Source organism: Corynebacterium sp. HMSC05H05, from assembly GCF_001807265.1.
In the GTDB taxonomy this organism is placed as follows: domain Bacteria; phylum Actinomycetota; class Actinomycetes; order Mycobacteriales; family Mycobacteriaceae; genus Corynebacterium.
On sequence record NZ_KV788368.1, the window covers coordinates 1 to 15,255 of the forward strand.

13 protein-coding genes and 3 pseudogenes are annotated in these 15,255 nt (G+C 64.6%); 8 read left to right on the plus strand and 8 right to left on the minus strand.

Annotated features, from left to right (window positions below; genetic code table 11):
• Positions 1-191: 191 nt before the first annotated feature.
• Positions 192-1,733, minus strand: coding sequence for a histidine ammonia-lyase (gene hutH, locus HMPREF3151_RS00005; RefSeq protein WP_070471906.1), 1,542 nt, complete (start codon positions 1,731-1,733; stop codon positions 192-194).
• A gap of 33 nt (positions 1,734-1,766) precedes the next feature.
• Positions 1,767-2,501 (minus strand): IclR family transcriptional regulator, encoded by a 735-nt coding sequence (locus tag HMPREF3151_RS00010; protein ID WP_070471908.1) that lies wholly within the window; start codon positions 2,499-2,501, stop codon positions 1,767-1,769.
• 37 nt (positions 2,502-2,538) lie between these two features.
• Between HMPREF3151_RS00010 and hutG the strand changes: the two genes are divergently transcribed.
• On the plus strand, positions 2,539-3,489 hold the full coding sequence (gene hutG / locus HMPREF3151_RS00015) for a formimidoylglutamase (protein ID WP_070471910.1): 951 nt from the start codon (positions 2,539-2,541) through the stop codon (positions 3,487-3,489).
• An 11-nt stretch (positions 3,490-3,500) separates the two neighbouring features.
• Here hutG and HMPREF3151_RS00020 read toward each other — a convergent pair whose 3' ends face one another.
• Complete coding sequence (locus HMPREF3151_RS00020) at positions 3,501-5,000, minus strand: YjiH family protein (protein ID WP_083290082.1); 1,500 nt, start codon at positions 4,998-5,000, stop codon at positions 3,501-3,503.
• 192 nt (positions 5,001-5,192) lie between these two features.
• Here HMPREF3151_RS00020 and HMPREF3151_RS00025 point away from each other — a divergent pair, with 192 nt between their 5' ends.
• Positions 5,193-6,746: an alanine/glycine:cation symporter family protein gene (locus HMPREF3151_RS00025; protein WP_070471912.1), complete on the plus strand. Its 1,554-nt coding sequence runs from the start codon at positions 5,193-5,195 to the stop codon at positions 6,744-6,746.
• Between the two features lie 189 nt (positions 6,747-6,935).
• On the opposite strand, the gene HMPREF3151_RS00030 is transcribed toward HMPREF3151_RS00025, so the two are convergent.
• From HMPREF3151_RS00030 to HMPREF3151_RS00040, 3 genes are all read right to left on the minus strand, one after another.
• A complete protein-coding gene (locus tag HMPREF3151_RS00030; protein ID WP_070471913.1) occupies positions 6,936-7,262 on the minus strand; it encodes a heavy-metal-associated domain-containing protein in 327 nt (108 codons plus the stop codon).
• 111 nt (positions 7,263-7,373) lie between these two features.
• A complete protein-coding gene (locus tag HMPREF3151_RS00035) occupies positions 7,374-8,501 on the minus strand; it encodes a sensor histidine kinase (protein ID WP_070471914.1) in 1,128 nt (375 codons plus the stop codon).
• Entirely contained in the window at positions 8,498-9,220 is a 723-nt protein-coding gene (locus HMPREF3151_RS00040) for a response regulator transcription factor (RefSeq protein WP_141741239.1), read from the minus strand. The genes HMPREF3151_RS00035 and HMPREF3151_RS00040 overlap by 4 nt, the downstream gene beginning before the upstream one ends.
• Before the next feature lie 402 nt (positions 9,221-9,622).
• On the opposite strand from HMPREF3151_RS00040, the gene HMPREF3151_RS00045 reads away from it, so the two are divergent.
• The 5 genes and pseudogenes from HMPREF3151_RS00045 (at position 9,623) to HMPREF3151_RS12150 (ending at position 13,433) form a co-directional block, all read left to right on the plus strand.
• Positions 9,623-10,198 (plus strand): CueP family metal-binding protein, encoded by a 576-nt coding sequence (locus HMPREF3151_RS00045; RefSeq protein WP_070471916.1) that lies wholly within the window; start codon positions 9,623-9,625, stop codon positions 10,196-10,198.
• A 71-nt stretch (positions 10,199-10,269) separates the two neighbouring features.
• Positions 10,270-11,742 (plus strand): multicopper oxidase family protein, encoded by a 1,473-nt coding sequence (locus HMPREF3151_RS00050; RefSeq protein WP_070471918.1) that lies wholly within the window; start codon positions 10,270-10,272, stop codon positions 11,740-11,742.
• 77 nt (positions 11,743-11,819) lie between these two features.
• Positions 11,820-12,056, plus strand: a pseudogene (locus HMPREF3151_RS11450) (TlpA family protein disulfide reductase); the annotation flags it as partial.
• Positions 12,057-12,072: 16 nt separating this feature from the next.
• A pseudogene (locus tag HMPREF3151_RS12145) lies at positions 12,073-12,372 on the plus strand (apolipoprotein N-acyltransferase); the annotation flags it as partial.
• 311 nt (positions 12,373-12,683) lie between these two features.
• Positions 12,684-13,433 carry an apolipoprotein N-acyltransferase gene (locus HMPREF3151_RS12150; protein WP_235969955.1) on the plus strand — a complete coding sequence of 250 codons (750 nt, stop codon included), beginning with the start codon at positions 12,684-12,686 and terminating at the stop codon, positions 13,431-13,433.
• 230 nt (positions 13,434-13,663) lie between these two features.
• Here the strand turns inward: HMPREF3151_RS12150 and HMPREF3151_RS00060 are convergent.
• Together HMPREF3151_RS00060 and HMPREF3151_RS00065 are read right to left on the minus strand one after the other, a co-directional pair.
• Positions 13,664-14,263 (minus strand): annotated as a pseudogene (locus HMPREF3151_RS00060) (M23 family metallopeptidase); the annotation flags it as partial.
• Positions 14,264-14,504: 241 nt separating this feature from the next.
• A complete protein-coding gene (locus tag HMPREF3151_RS00065; RefSeq protein WP_070471922.1) occupies positions 14,505-14,756 on the minus strand; it encodes a type II toxin-antitoxin system prevent-host-death family antitoxin in 252 nt (83 codons plus the stop codon).
• A gap of 185 nt (positions 14,757-14,941) precedes the next feature.
• Here HMPREF3151_RS00065 and HMPREF3151_RS00070 point away from each other — a divergent pair, with 185 nt between their 5' ends.
• On the plus strand, positions 14,942-15,151 hold the full coding sequence (locus tag HMPREF3151_RS00070; RefSeq protein WP_034997583.1) for a heavy-metal-associated domain-containing protein: 210 nt from the start codon (positions 14,942-14,944) through the stop codon (positions 15,149-15,151).
• Positions 15,152-15,255: the final 104 nt, after the last annotated feature.

Sequence of the window (15,255 nt, forward strand, 5' to 3'; positions counted from 1 at the left end):
CGGCAACGAGTGGTTCACAGGAAGTCCGCAGACCCCCCGAGTGAACAAACCCCCTGGTGGGCGGGCAATTTGTTCACTTTGCCCAGGTCAGGAAAACCGATCGCCGGATGTATTCACGGGTGAGTGAATACATTGCCCGGGGGCCTGCGACCGGGCGCGGCGGGCAGGCCACCGGGGCGAGCCCAGACCGCCTACCGCAGCTGGCCCACCGCGGCTTCGACGGCTTCGACGTAGTCGCCGCCCTTGACCAGCTGCACGGAGTGCTCGATTTCGGGGGAGAGGTAGCGGTCGGTGCCGGGGCCGTCGACAAGTTTGCGCAGCGCAGACACGGCCGCACCGGTGCCGGCGGAGGGCTCGCCGTCGCGCATGTCCAGCGCGCGGGCGGCGGTGAGGATCTCCACCGCGAGCACGCGCTGCAGGCCGTCGATGCTGCGGCGCAGCTTGCGGCCGGCGGACCATCCCAAAGAGACATGGTCTTCTTGCATCGCCGAGGACGGGATCGAGTCGGCGGAAGCCGGCACGGCGTTGCGCTTGAGCTCGCCGACGATGCCGGCCTGCGCGTACTGCGCGATCATGTGGCCGGAGTCCACACCCGGGTCGCCGGCGAGGAAGGCGTTGAGGCCGCGGTTGCGGGCAGGGTCGAGGAAGCGGTCGGTGCGCCGCTCGCTAATCGACGCCAAGTCCGCCACCACAATCGCCAAAAAGTCCAACACGTAAGCCACAGGCGCGCCGTGGAAATTGCCGTTGGAGGCCACGCGGCCGTCCTTGGCCACCACGGGGTTGTCGTTGGCGGCGGCGAGCTCCCGGTTGGCCACGGTGGTGACGTGGGCCAGCGTGTCGCGGAAGCCGCCAGCGACCTGCGGGGTGCAGCGGACGGAGTAGGCGTCCTGGACCTCGTTGGCCTTGAAGCCGTCCAGGGCTGCGTCGAGGATCGGCGAGCCGGCGGCGACGGTGCGGATGTTGTAGGCGGAATCCGCCTGGCCAGGGTGGGGGCGCAGCTCCTGCAAGTCCTCGTCGAAGACGGACAGGGTGCCTGTCAGGCCCTCGACGCTCATGGCGGTGGCGATGTCGGAGACCTTGGCGGCCTCACGCAGATCCGCGATGGCCAGGCACAGCATGCCGAGCATGCCGTCGGTGCCGTTGATCAGCGCCAGGCCCTCCTTTTCGCGCAGCACCAGCGGCTCGATGCCGGCAGTCGAAAGCGCCTCAGCCGCCGACATGATCTCGCCGCCGCGCACGCGGACCTCGCCCTCGCCGAGCAGCGCCAGCGCGCAGTGTGCCAGCGGCGCCAGGTCGCCGGAGCAGCCGAGTGAGCCGTACTCGCGCACCACCGGGGTGATGCCGGCGTTGAGCGCGGCGGCGTAGGTTTCTGCGACCACGGGGCGCACGCCGGTGCGGCCGGTGCACAGTGTGGACAGGCGCAGCAGCATCAGCGCGCGGATGACCTCTTCTTCGACCTCAGGGCCGGTACCCGCGGCGTGGGAGCGGACCAACGAGACCTGCAGCTGGGCGCGCATGTCCTCCGGGATGTGCTTGGTGGCCAACGCACCGAAGCCGGTGGAGACGCCGTAGACCGGGGTGGGATCCGCGGCGAGCTCTTCGACGCGCTTGCGGGTCGCGGCGATCTCATCAAGGGCCACCGGGTCGATGGCGACCTCGGCTCCGTGGCGGGCGACGGCCACAACGTCCTCGATGGACAGGGCCCCAATTCCAACTGAAACTGTGTGTGTCATGGACGTGATAGTAGTCCAAACAAGTGTGTCCGATCACACGTTTCCGAAGAACTGTGCCCGCAGCCCTTCTGTGGCTGCGTGCAGCGCGTTGACCAGCTGCTGCGTGTCCGCGCTGCCCACGGCGAAGGTCACCGCGAGCGCTGCCGCTGGGCGCGAAAGGTGGTCCAGCACTGCCACCGCCACGGACTCCTGGCCGCGCGAGATGGCTTCGTGCTCGGTGGCGAACCCTTGGCGTCGATAAGCAGAAAGCTCCTCTTTGACCTCGCTGTAGCGGCGGCGCTCGCCCGAGGAGTTGTACGCGGCGCGCAGCTCCGCCTCAGGCAGCTGCGCAAGCATGATGCGCCCCGAGGCGGTCTTCAACGACGGCAAACGCACGCCCACTTCCGTGACCAGCGACACTGCACCGGGGGCGCGCACCTCGTGCAGGTACACAATCTCCGGACCAGCGAGGCGCGTTAAGTGCGCCGAACCGCCCGCGAGCTGCGCGATCCGCGCCAACGGCTTCGTGGCCAGCCGCACCAGTGGCTGCTGCGTGGTGTACGCCTGTGCCATGCGGTACGACGCCAGCCCTAACCCGTACGTGCCGGGCTTGCGCAGGTGCACCACAAACCCGGAATCCTCCAGCTCCCGCAGTAGGTGGTAGGTGGTGGAACGCGGCAGGTCCAGTTCGCGCTGGATGCGGGTGGCGGAAATCGGCGCGTCCGTGGTGGACAGCAGCGCCAGGATGCGCAACACATTGTGCGCGGCGGGAACCTGCGGCTTAGTCATCGCACTTAGTATGCCCACGGCGCTACCCTCGGAGGGCATGAACACTGTAACTGCATCGCTTTTCACCCCCGCTTCCAACTGGACCGGCCGCAACGACGGCCCCGGCCCTGAGCACGCCCGCTGGCACAGCGTCATCGACACGGCCGCCGAGCCCACCGAGGGCTCCGTGCACCTGATCGGCTACGCCTCCGACGAAGGCGTCGAGCGCAACGGCGGCCGCCAGGGCGCAGCGAAAGGCCCCGAGGCGTTGCGCGCCGCGCTCGGCTCACTCGCGGTGCACGAGAGCACATCGCTTCTCGACGCCGGCACCGTGACCACCCAAGACACCGACCTCGAAGGTTCCCAACGCGAGCTGTCCGACCGGGTGCGCGACCTCGTGGCGGCGCAGGGCGCCGACGGGATGACCGTCGTGCTCGGCGGCGGCCACGAAACCTCCTTTGCCACCCACCGCGGCGCCTACGAGGCGATCGGGCCGATGCAGGTGATCAACTTCGACGCCCACTTCGACCTGCGCACCGAAACCCGCCCCACCTCCGGCACCCCGTTCAAGCAGATCGCCAGCCTGGTGGGCGAGGACTTCGACTACAGCGTCTTCGGCATCTCCAAGCCCAACAACACCAAGGTGCTCTTCGACACCGCCGACGAACTCGGCGTGACCACCGTGCTGGACACCGAACTGGCGGCAATGACCGTGCGCGAGGCCGCCGAGCGCGCCCTCGCAGCGGTGGAAGGCGACCTGCCCATCCACCTGTCCATCGATCTGGACGTGCTGCCGGCGGCGGTCGCGCCGGGTGTTTCCGCCCCGGCCGGCTTCGGCGTGGAGTATGCGACGCTGCGCGCGATGGTCGCGGCTGTGGCGTCCACCGGGCGCGTTGCGCTTCTCGACGTCGTCGAGCTCAACCCCGACTTCGACGTGGACAACCGCACCGCCAAGGCCGCCGCGCGGCTGATTGACGATGCGGTTGTCGGGGCGAAGCTGCGTCGATAGGCAGCTGCTTTTTAGAAGATCAGGTGCGCCACCGGCACCGTGATCAGCACGGTGAGCACCACGCGGATGAACCAGATCTGCACCATCTTCCAGATGCTCAGCGGAATGTCGGTGGCCAGCACCGCCGGCACCATCGCCGAGAAGAAGAAGATCTGGCTCACGCACACCACAGCCATGGTGAACTTCAGCACCATGTCGTCCGAACCTGCGGACAGCGTGGCCGGCAGGAACATCTCCGCCAGGCCCGACGCCAGCGCGCCCGAGGTCGCCCACGGATCCGGCAGGCGCAGCAGCCACACCACCGGGAAGAACGCCACGCCAAGAATCTTGAACAGTGGAGTGTAGGTGGCCAGTACCAGGCCGATTGTGCCCACGGCCATGATGCCCGGGGTGACCTGCACGGCCATGATCAACCCGTCGCGGAAGTTCGCCCACAGCACCTTGCCCAAAGACTCGGCGCGGTTGAGCTCAATCTTCGCCTCGCGCCACGCCGCCTTGAAACGGTTGCCCTCGATCTCCTTCTCCGGGTGCGGGGTGGCGCCCGGGTAGTAGTCCTCCGGAATGCGGGTAATGGGCGGGATGCGCACCACGATCGCGGTGACGATGAAGGTGATGATGAAGGTGATGAAGAAGTACGCGGTCCAGTGCTCCATCATGTCCAGCGTCTTGGCCACGATGACCATGAACGTGGCGGACACGGTGGAAAATCCCGACGCCACAATCGACGCCTCACGGCCGTTGTAGCTGCCGTTTTTGTACATGCGGTCCGTGATCAGCAGGCCCAGCGAGTAGGAGCCCAAAAACGACGCCACCGCATCCACCGCAGACTTGCCCGGGGTGCGGAACACCGGCCGCATGATCGGCTGCACCATCACGCCGATGAACTCCATTAGACCGAAGCCAACCAGCAGGCCGAGGAAGATCGCGCCGACCGGGATGAGCAGGCCCACCGAGATGACCAGCTTGTCCAGGATGAACGGGCCGATATCCGGGTTGAACAGCCACGCCGGGCCGAAGCCGAAGGTGAGCATCGCGCACAACACAATCGCCAGCACCGACAGCGCCGCGAAGGCCATGCGCGGGTAGTCCTCTTTCCAGCGCCCGGAAACGAACTGATAGACCGTGCCCGCGATGATGGCGAACAACGCCAGGTAGCGGGTGCCTTCCCCGAGCGTGGTGGTGATCCAGCTGACGATGTGGTCCAACAGAATCGTGGACTTGGAATCGCCGATGGTAAACGGCACGAAGAACGCGAAGATGCCGATGGCGCTGTAGAGGAAAAAGCGCCACACCGCCTTCGGCTTCGGGTCAGTCTCTGGTGCGGTGCTTCGCTGACCGGGCTGCTCCGTGCCGGTAATGCTTTCGGTGTTGTCGGTGGGGTCCTCAATGCCCTCGAAGCGGGGGTTGTCCAGCTCCGGGATGAGCGCCTCTGCACCCGCAGGCAAGTTCTTCACCGGCCATGCGGGGGAAAACCTGCGCCGGGAGTGCACCGGCTTCGCAGTCTCGTTCATTGTGTCCTTCCATCTGTTGCGTTCAGCACCGCAAAACCCTGCGGATATCACGCAGAACGGAATGTTTTCGGTGTCGGCGCATAATTTTTACACAAAAAGTGACGCAAAGCACAAGCGGATGGCCTATGTTTGCTAGATACCTGCAAGGTTTCCCGAAAAAACTCCCAGCACATACCCCTTTAGGAGGGTCCCGTGGAAGGTTTTATCGACACCCTCAACGGTGTGATTTGGTCCAACGCTCTCGTCTATCTGTGCCTCGGCGCAGGCGCGTACTTCACGCTCGCCACCCTGTTCCTGCAGATCCGCTGCCTGCCGGACATGATCCGCCAACTCAAGTCCGGAGAAAGCTCTGAACAGGGCATTTCCTCATTCCAATCCCTGATGATCTCGCTCGCCGGCCGCGTCGGCGTGGGCAACATCGCCGGTGTGGCCACCGCCATCGCCTTCGGTGGCCCGGGCGCGGTGTTCTGGATGTGGCTGGTGGCCTTGCTCGGCTCCGCCACCTCGTTCATCGAGTGCTGCCTCGCCCAGATCTACAAAGAGACGGACCGCGACACCGGCGAGTACCGCGGCGGACCCGCCTACTACATCGAGAAGGCGTACAAGCACACCTCCGCAGCCCCGTTCATGCTGGTCTACGCCATCATCTTCGCGGTGTGCATGCTGCTGGCCACGTCCTACTTCCTGCCGGGTATTCAAGCCAACGGCGTGGCTGCGGCCGTCGACAATGCATGGGGCGTGAACATCTGGGTTTCTGCGACGATCATGACTGTGCTGCTCGCCTTCATCATCATCGGCGGTGTCAAGCGCATCGCGAACTTCGCCTCCATGGTCGTGCCGTTCATGGCCGGCATCTACATCATCATCGCCATCGTGGTGCTGTTCGCGAATGCTTCCCAGATCCCCGAAGTCTTCGGCACCATCGTCCGCGCCGCCTTTGACAAGGAAGCCGCGTTCTCCGGCATGCTCGGCGCCGCCATCATGTGGGGCGTCAAGCGCGGCATCTACTCCAACGAGGCCGGCCAGGGCACCGGACCGCAGTCCGCGGCAGCAGCCGAGGTCTCCCACCCGGCGAAGCAGGGCTTCGTCCAGGCGTTCGCCGTCTACATCGACACCCTGTTCGTCTGCTCCGCCACCGCCTTCATCATCATCTCCACCGACATGTACAAGGTCTTCGAGGGCCAGTCCGAAGACGGTGCGTTGATCTACGAGGGCTCGCTTGCCGACGGCATCCCTGTCGGCCCCGGCTTCGTCCAAGAAGGCCTGAACTCCTTCTCCGCCGGTTTGGGCCCGTCGTTCATCGCACTGGCGATCATGTTCTTCGCCTTCACCACGGTGCTGGCGTACTACTACATGGCAGAGACCAACTTCACCTACCTGAACCGCTGGGTGAAGAACGAAGGTGCACGTAAGGCCATCATCTGGGTCCTGCGCGCCCTGATCCTCGTGGCTGTCTTCATCGGTGCGACCACCACCCCGGGCACCGCCTGGGCGCTCGGCGACATCGGTGTGGGTGCCACCGCGTGGCTCAACATCGTGGCGATCATCTTCCTGCAGGTCCCGGCGCTGAAGTGCCTGTGGGACTTCCGCCGCCAGAAGAAGGCCGGCATCGACCCGCACTTCGACCCCGAGGCGCTGGGTATCCGCAACGCCGACTTCTGGGTGGAGCGCAAGAACCGCATGATCGAGGCCGGCACCTGGCCGGGCGTTGAGGGCAAGGTTGTCACCACGACCCGCAACAACTAGCCGTAATCAAACCGGCTACCTACTGTCGCCGTAATCAAACCGGCTGTCGTGGCTGGCACGATCCGGGGGGTGGGTGTGGTCTGTTTCCGGAGCGGGGTGATCACCATGGTGATCGCCGGAATGGTGGGGAGTGCTCATGACGTTCCTTCCGCTCAACCCGGTCGGGGTCGAGATGATGGGTAAAACTGATCAGGATAAGACGGTGTAGCCGGCCTCCTCGATGGCCCGGCGAACCATCTCCGGAGGTACGACACCGGTCACCGTGACGGTGGAAACACCACCAGCAACGAGATCAATCTGGACATCGTCGACCTGGGGGAGGGCCTGAAGGGCCTGGGTCACGCTTTTCGCGCAGTGCCCGCAGGTCAGGCCGGTGACCTGGTAGCTAGGGGAGGACCCTTCTGCTGACGAGTCGCTGGCGGCAGGGATGGGGGCGGTGTCGGCATGTGAGGCAGGTCCGCAACAGCTGCAGCCGTGGGAGGCCATCGGCAAGAGGCGGGGCGGGGAGGTGGTCATGGGAAAGCTCCTACGGGTCGGTGGGATACGGTAACGCTCGCTAGCATATACCCCCCGGGGGTACATTTTCAAGGGGTGGAGGGCACGGCCCTCACGCGGGGAAGGGTGTGGTCACCGAGCGGCATCCTCGCTGTCGGGAGGGGATAGCGGGAGGCGGAGGGCAAACACCGCTCCGCGACCGGGTCCGGGGGAGGTGGCGGTGAGAGTGCCGCCGTGGGCCTCGATCAATGCCTTGGAGATGGTCAGACCGATACCGGCCCCGCCGTTGTCCCGGCTGCGGGCGGCATCCCCCCGGTAGAAGCGTTCGAAGATGTGTCCGAGCTGGCCAGGTGGGATGCCCTCGCCGTCATCGGCGACGTGGATGAGCGCGGTGGACGCCCCCTGTCGGCGGACGCTGATCCGGACCTGCCCGCCGGCCGGGGTGTGCCGTAGCGCGTTCGACAGGAGATTGCTCATCACCTGGCCGAAGCGTTGCCGGTCCACGAGCACCCGGGCGGTGTCCGTAATGGTCTCGACCTGTAGATCGACGCCTTTGTCAGCATAAGCTTCCCCCGCGGCAGCAGCGGCGGTATGGAGCAGATCCCCGAGCCCTTCCTCCGCCAGGTCCAAATCGATCCGGTGTTCCTGGGCCCGGGAGACATCGTCGATGTCTTCCATGAACCGGGTCAGGCGGGTGAGTTGGTCAGCCATGATCGTGTGGGTGGCACTATTCCAGTCCACGACCCCGTCCTGGAGACCATCGAGGTAGACCGTGAGCACCGATAAGGGCGTGCCCATTTCGTGGGCCAGATCAGAGAGCATCTGGCGGCGGACCTGTTCGGTGTGTTCCAGCCGGTCGGCCATGGAGTTGAAGGCATGCGCCAGGGTGGTGACCTCGGGGCCTGCTTCTCCGGCGGGCACGCGGATACGATAGTTGCCGGCCGTCAGGCTGGTAGCGGCGCGGGTGAGATCCTGCAGGGGGGTGCGCAGGCGACGCGATAACCACAGGCTAGCCAGCAGGGCGCTGATCAAGGCGGTGGGCAGGGCGACGGCCAGGGTGATCAGGTTGGCGTCCCGGTAGGCCTGCTCGGCATGGAACAGCTCCAGCGAGGGGTCCTCCCGGCCGGCCATCGACATATGATCATGAAACAGGGTCGGGCCCACCACCGTGGCCACGGCCGCGGCCACCAGCAGGCTAATCACCACGACCAACACCTGGGCGGCCAGGAAGCGGAAGGTCAGGCCGGGTCCGTGATTCATGGCTGCCCCACCCGGTAGCCCACGCCACGCACGGTGTTAATAAACCCCCGGCCCCGGGTGTCGGTGCCGAGCTTGCGACGCAAGTTGCCGATGTGGACATCGACGATGCGTTCATCACCGACCCAGGTGGTGTCCCAGACCTCGGTGACCAGGTCGTGGCGGGTCAGCACCTGGCCGGGGCGCAGGGCCAGGGCAACCAGCAGCTCGAACTCCGTGCGAGTGAGCTCCACGGTCGTCTCCCCCACCCGCACCTGATGGGCGACGGGGTCAAGGATGAGGTCACCAACGATCAAGGGGGTGGTCACCTGCGGTGGGGTGGTGCTGGTGCGCGGGCGGCGCAGCACCGCATGCACCCGGGTCACCAGTTCCCGGATGCTAAAAGGTTTGGTGATGTAGTCATCCGCCCCCAGGGTCAAACCGCTGATCTTGTCGTCCTCGCTGCCACGCGCGGTGAGCATGAGGATGTAGCAGTCCGAGAAGGTGCGGATCCGTCGGCATACCTCCAGGCCGTCGAGTTCGGGCAGCCCCAGATCCAGCACCACAACATCGGGGGAAAAGTGACGGGCCTCGTCCACGGCCTGGGTGCCGGTGTGCGCCTGGCGGGTATCGAAGCCGGCCCGGATGAGGTAGGAGGCCACCATCTGAGCCAGGGGTTGTTCATCATCGACGACCAGCACCCGCCCCGGGGGCGTGGCGGTGGTCGGTGTGTGGTCAGCCATAGACCCCAGTATCGCTCCGGGCAGGGGGAATACCACCTTCGCTCAGTGCCCGGCGGGGAATCTTCATCAAATCTTCAAACATCAACCTTCGAGCGCCGTCACCCCTGTGTCCCACCCCGGGCCGGCGGCATCGCCTCCCCTGGTCGGTTCAGCAGGCGCCACCAGGGATTTCACTGCCTGCACCGCATACCCGGGGTGGGTGGAAGGACATCGCCCACGGCTGTGGGGTGGTGTTCCGGTGGTGACCCAGCCCACCGAATTCACTCCCTTTTCGCCCTGTTATAAGGCTTTGAGCAGGGTTTTTGAATTCTAGTCCGTTAGGCACCCGTGCTAGATAAAGGTATGGCATCGACCTTGAGGCGGTGTCTTCTCATGGCCCTACCACGATCCAAGGAGATTGACGTGAAACGAGCAGCGATCGCAGCCGCCGCCCTTGCCCTCGCCCTCACGGGGTGTTCGGCCGCCGACCCGGAACCCACCGCCGATGGGACGGTGTCCCAGGATGCATTCCTGACTACCCATGGCCTGGCCGACATGGACGCGGTGGAGATCATTGATCACCTCGACCGGCAGAAGGTCACTGAGCGTCCCACGGATCTGATCGCCTCAGTGCGTAACGATGAACTGCTGCTCTCGAGCGATGACCAGGAAGTTGCGCTCGATCTTCCCGACAATCAGACGTATGTCTCGATCGCACCCTATCTCACCTCCACCCACGACTGCTTCTACCACAGCCTCACGACCTGCCAGGGGGAACTCGACAATGAGGATATCCAGGTCACGATCACCGATGAGGCGACCGGTGAGGTGCTGGTGGACGAGGCGACAACCACCTTCGACAACGGGTTTATTGGCTTCTGGCTTCCCGATGATGTCACCGGCCTGATTGAGGTCAGCTACCAGGGGCGTACCGGCACCACGGAGTTTTCCACCACCGACGACGGTGCCACCTGTGTCACAGACCTGCGCCTGACGTGATGGCTCAGCAGGATCCTCACCTGCGCCTGTCTCCCGTGCCACTGAAATCTTGCACCAAGGAAGGTTAAATCATGACGAACGCGTTTTCCCGACGACAGTTTCTGCTCGGCGGGCTCGTCCTCGCCAGCACCGGGGCCGTGGCCGCCTGCACCAGCGACCCTGGACCCGCTGCCCCGGCACCAGGTCCCTCCCTTCGCCCCACTCCCACCCCCACTGCGCTCGGTGAGCCGACGGTGCGCCGGACACTAACCGCGCGGCCCCTCTCCCTGGATATCGGTGGCATCGAAGCCAAGACGTGGGGATACGTCTCTGACACCGGGGATGCGGCCATTGAGGCCACCGCCGGCGACGTCCTCCAGGTCGATATCACCAATGAACTGCCTGAGAGCACCTCCATCCACTGGCATGGCATCGCACTCCACAACGCAGCCGACGGTGTGCCCGGCATGACCCAGGACCCCATTGAACCTGGCGAGTCTTTCTCCTATGTTTTTGAAGTCCCCCACGGTGGCACCTACTTCTACCATTCCCACACCGGCCTGCAGCTTGATCGCAGCCTCCACGCCCCACTGATCATCCGTGACCCGCAAGACGCTGAGGACCAGGATGTCGAGTGGACCATCGTGCTCGACGACTGGGTCGATGGCATTCAGGGCACTCCCGACGATGAGCTCGACAAGCTCACCGGAATGGGTTCGGGCGACCATAACGGAATGGGAGGTCACGGCCAGATGATGCACGGCACCCCGGACCGGGTACTGGGCGGGGATGCCGGCGATGTGATGTATCCGCACTACCTCATCAACGGACGTATCTCCCGTGCTCACCGGACCTTCGAGGCTCGCCCGGGCGACAAGGCCCGCCTGCGGTTTATCAACTCCGGCGGTGACACCATCTTCAAGGTGGCCCTCGGTGGTCACCGCATGACCGTCACCCACACCGACGGCTTCCCTGTCCAGCCCCGGGAGACCGAATCGATCTACCTGTCGATGGGCGAGCGTGTCGACGTCGAGGTTATCCTCGGCGACGGCATCTTCCCGCTCACGGCTTTGGCGGTGGGTAAGGACGACCGCGCCTTCGCCGTCATCCGCACCGCCGGCGGCCAGGCCCCCCGCCCCGATGTCGACTTCCCCGAGTTGTCGTCCACCGGACTGCTTCTGTCCTCCCTGAAGCCAGCAGACCGTGCACTCCTGCCCGAGGGCACACCAGACCGAGAAGTCAGCATCGACCTGGGCGGGCAGATGATGCCGTATGAATGGAGCATTCTCACCGACGGCCAATCCTCCTCCGCGACCGTGGAGGAGGGCCAGCGCCTGCGGATGGTCATGCGCAACAGGACCATGATGCCCCATCCCATGCACATCCACGGCCACACGTGGGCGCTACCCGGCAGCGACGGGCTACGCAAGGACACTGTCCTTCTCCGCCACGGTGAAACCATGATCGCCGACCTGATCGCTGACAACCCCGGTGAGTGGGCATTTCACTGCCACAACGCTTATCACCAGGAAACCGGGATGATGAGTTCCCTGCGGTACGCCTAACCCCACACCATGGTCGGTCGCTGGGGTGAGCTGGGACGCTGCAGACCACCCACCGCGCAGCACGATGACCTTCCTCGGTGTTGTGGTCCTCCGGGACAACCAGAACACCGTCTTCTTCCCCACCGCCCCGGAAAACCGAGATTATCTACGCAGAGGAGGAACGTGCCCCGCTGCCGGACTTCTCCGGCCCGTCGCTGATGGAGGAGGGTGAGGAGATCAGCCTGTCTGTTTTTGAAGGCGAGGTCGTCGTCCTCAACGCTTGGGGCCAGTGGTGTGCACCGTGTCGGGCGGAAGTCGATAACCTGCAGCTTGTCCACGCAGATCATGGAGATGTACTCGTACATATTTCCCAGCGGCTGCGTATCTGTGGCGCACTACGCTCTTGCTCTGCGCTGGCTCACCGACTTCAACACTGCCGGGTATGCTGCTGTTGTTGCCGTTCAGGCGCTACTGTTAATGCTGGTTGCCGCGGTATCGTCTAACGAGGCGGCTTTTCGCAGCCGCTGGTCGGGCTGGTGGCTGCTCACCCCTGCGGCCCTGGTGTTATTGGAGGCTGTGCAGCACCGGTTCCCGTTCGGCGGTTTCCCGTTGTCCGCTTTCGGATACAGCCAGACCGATGGTCCTTTCATGGCGGCAGCGCCCCTGGGAGGGACTCTCCTGGTGACCGCGTTGGCCGCAGTTGCGGGGGCCGTTGTTACCGCTGTCATCTTCGGGCCGAGACGAGCCCGTGCAGCATCCGTGGTCGCAGTGGTCGTGGTACTCGCGGTACCGGCGTTCGCGTCAACGATCGTAGATGATACGGCAGAAGGCAGCCTTGACGTCGTGCTCGTGCAGGGTGGAGGCCCCGTGGGCTTCGCGCGGTCAATACCGATCCGTTTGATACGACCCGCCGGCACCTACAGGCTGCCGACGATATCACCGGGGACCCTGATCTGGTTCTGCTGCCCGAAAACGTCGTCAATATCGACGGCTCAATCGACGGGACGCGCGTTGATGCAGCTTTCGCTGAACTGGCCAGGCAACTCGACACGAACATCGTCGTCGGAATTACCGAATCTGAGGATCAACATTTCAGGAACGCATCCATAGTGTGGGGGCCGGACGGGACCCGGTTAGGACGCTATGAGAAGCATCATCGTGTGCCGTTCGGCGAGTACATCCCTATGCGCAATCTGATTGAACGACTCAGCGAGGACGCACGGTTCATCCCCCGCGACGCCATTGCCGGAGAGGGACCGGCGGTGCTCGATCCCAGCGGGACACCACGATTGGGGATCGTCATTTCTTATGAGGTCTTCTTCGCCGACCGGGTCGCCGATGCCGTTCGCAATGGTGGGCAGCTACTCCTCGCACCGACCAACGCCGCGTCTTTTGTGACCGAGGAAGTACCTGCAATTGAAGTGGCCGCATCCCGGATGCGTGCCCGCGAGTTTGGCCGCACCGTTCTCCAGGCTGCCCCCACCGGATACTCCGCAGTTATCCAGCCCGACGGCATAGTCTCACAACTCAGTGGCCTGGGCACGAACGAACTGCTGACGGCAACCGTTCCCCTTCATACTGGTTTGATGCCGTATGCGCGCATGGGGGATACACCCCTGTTGGTTCTCGCGATGCTGGCTCTTGCATGGCCTGCGGTTACCGGCCTCGTCAGCTGGCGCAGGAGAAGGCAGGTTACGGGAATATCCCACTAAACGTGGATTACGGCACCTGCTCCTCGTTGGCGGGACGCTCGCCGCCCCCATATATGACGAGCACGGACTGCCTCCCCTGTGCCCCGGTCTGGCCTGCCTGGAGAAGCTATCAAGTCCGGGCTGTGTCGGCGATGAGTGAGAAGCGTCTCTGCGGTCTGAGGCGGGTGCCTCACGCCCAGTCACTGTCGCCGGTTCCGGTGTCGGGGCCGGTCCTGGTGAGTGCGGGAAGGTTAGAAGGTGACGCCGTGCTCGGCGAACCAGGGCAACGGGTCGACCGCCCCGCTGCCAGTCGGGTAACGCTCGAGGTGCAGGTGAGAGCCGGTGGAAAACCCCCGGTTGCCCATGCCAGCGATCCTCTGACCAGCGGTGACGCGTTTTCCAACGGTCACGTCGAAAGTCTCCATATGACCGGAGACGGCAATCGAGCCATTATCGTGCTGGATGCGGATCCACTGCCCGAAACCGGAGGCCGGGCCGGAGTCAATGACAGTGCCGCCCATCGCCGCGAGGATCGGGGTACCTACGACGTTGGCGATGTCGATACCCGCGGGGAGGGTTCCGCAGTGCACGCCGGAACCGGAGGTGAAGGTGCCTTCAGCGGGCTTGACCACCGAGGGCGCGCGGGCAGCGCGCTCCTTCTCGGCCCGCTCGGCGTTGTACTGGATGGCCTTGTCCAGCTGCTCGTCGATGTTGGCGACCGGCTTGAATTCGGAGATCGCGAGAATCTGCGGTGCGGCCTGCGTCCCACTCGAGGACAGGGCCGTGTCGTTGGTGGCTAAATCCACCTCGACGGTGGCAGCCTCCGGGGAGACCGGAGCCTCGACCTCGGCCGGGGCTTGGAACCGAGACGCTGATCAGCTCACCGTCATTGACGGCCGTGGACTACCCAGCTACAGCACTCCCCGTCGTCGCCCCGCAACTTTTCCACTCCGCCGAGACGGCGGAACGTGGGCCAGGGCGTCGATGGCGGTGGCAATCACTGCTGCCATTGCCGGGCCAGCGTGCGAAGGGCTGTCGCAGTTGAAAGCTTATCGATGATCAGATACCGCGGCACAGGTATGGACAGGCAGGTCAGTCCAGTTTGGGGTCGGACGTGAACTCCTTGTGGGAGACACCGCCCGCCTCCTGACGGGTAGCCGCTGCGGCACGGATATCCTCGCCATCCTCCAGCGCCTGAACCGCCCGGTCGTAGAAGTCCGGGGAGACCACCACCGCCCGGCGGCGGGGCCCGCGACTGGAGATGGTGACCGGTTCACCTTGGGCGGCATCAAGATAGTGGCTTTGTTCGCTGCGGAACTGACTGAGGGTGACCGTGATGCCCATACCCTTTAACGTACATTTTGTACAAGAAGTGCAGCAACGATCGCGGCCGTTCCGGAAGTCCTGCCCGCCGAACGGGACGCTTAGGGGCAGACACCTCCTTGACTGATACCCCCCATGGGTATAGGTTGAAGGTTGTTGGGCATCTCCACTCCTGCCCTTCAGGACATCAAGGAAAGGATCATCTGATGAGCGCCGTAACAAAGAAGTACATCATCGAAGGCATGACCTGCGGACACTGCAAGTCCTCCGTGGAGGAGGAGATCGGCGAGGTCGCCGGTGTGACCATGGTGGAGGCCACCGTGGATACCGGGCAGGTGACCGTCACGGGTGAAAACTTCACCGACGACGATGTTGTCGCCGCCGTCACGACAGCCGGCTACACCGTCAAGCCCTAATCCCTGGGCCCAGTCCCCGCCTCGCGTAGACACGGCCGGGCCAACCCTGCTGGATATGCCCATCAGGCCCAGCCATGCCGGTTCGATATCCCCGACGGTGCATC

Bases quoted from the DNA above. Each gene is read 5' to 3' on its own strand.
- hutH (WP_070471906.1), bottom strand. From the start codon at position 1,733: ATGACACACACAGTTTCAGTTGGAATTGGGGCCCTGTCCATCGAGGAC.
- HMPREF3151_RS00010 (WP_070471908.1), bottom strand. From the start codon at position 2,501: ATGACTAAGCCGCAGGTTCCCGCCGCGCACAATGTGTTGCGCATCCTG.
- hutG (WP_070471910.1), top strand. From the start codon at position 2,539: ATGAACACTGTAACTGCATCGCTTTTCACCCCCGCTTCCAACTGGACC.
- HMPREF3151_RS00020 (WP_083290082.1), bottom strand. From the start codon at position 5,000: ATGAACGAGACTGCGAAGCCGGTGCACTCCCGGCGCAGGTTTTCCCCC.
- HMPREF3151_RS00030 (WP_070471913.1), bottom strand. From the start codon at position 7,262: ATGACCACCTCCCCGCCCCGCCTCTTGCCGATGGCCTCCCACGGCTGC.
- HMPREF3151_RS00035 (WP_070471914.1), bottom strand. From the start codon at position 8,501: ATGAATCACGGACCCGGCCTGACCTTCCGCTTCCTGGCCGCCCAGGTG.
- HMPREF3151_RS00040 (WP_141741239.1), bottom strand. From the start codon at position 9,220: ATGGCTGACCACACACCGACCACCGCCACGCCCCCGGGGCGGGTGCTG.
- HMPREF3151_RS00050 (WP_070471918.1), top strand. From the start codon at position 10,270: ATGACGAACGCGTTTTCCCGACGACAGTTTCTGCTCGGCGGGCTCGTC.
- HMPREF3151_RS00065 (WP_070471922.1), bottom strand. From the start codon at position 14,756: ATGGGCATCACGGTCACCCTCAGTCAGTTCCGCAGCGAACAAAGCCAC.
- HMPREF3151_RS00070 (WP_034997583.1), top strand. From the start codon at position 14,942: ATGAGCGCCGTAACAAAGAAGTACATCATCGAAGGCATGACCTGCGGA.